This window comes from Cognatundibacterium luofuense (genome assembly GCF_018139685.1).
GTDB classification, from domain to species: Bacteria; Pseudomonadota; Gammaproteobacteria; order Burkholderiales; family Burkholderiaceae_D; genus Undibacterium; species Undibacterium luofuense.
In genome coordinates, this window is the sequence record NZ_JAGSPN010000325.1 from 1 (window position 1) to 355 (window position 355).

General features: G+C 48.2%; 1 protein-coding gene. It reads left to right on the forward strand.

What is annotated here, in order from left to right:
* Positions 1–57: 57 nt before the first annotated feature.
* A partial coding sequence (locus KDM89_RS20620; protein ID WP_369123602.1) for a GGDEF domain-containing protein occupies positions 58–355 on the forward strand: 298 nt, incomplete at its 3' end.

A 355-nucleotide genomic window follows, 5' to 3' on the forward strand; every position in this document is an offset into this window, starting at 1 on the left:
GACAAACTGCATACTTGCCTGCAGCTCAGCCATCCTCAGCAAGCCGAAGAGCCAGTCATGGAAGTCGTCAATGGCATGCTGATTGTGTACCGGAATTTTCAGAATCTGTTGGATTACAGCGAAAGGGATTCACTGACCGGACTGCTTAACCGCAAGACTTTCGATGACAGTTTTTCCAAGGTCTTGCGCACCAACTTAAGGGAAATGAAGCCCTTGGAAGTCATGCCTGATTTGCAACCGTCTTTGGCTAAGCCAGAAACCGAAAGGCGCGAGCAGGACGCGGAAAAATTCAACTGGCTTGCAGTGCTCGATATTGACCATTTTAAGCGGATTAACGATCAGTTTGGCCATCTAT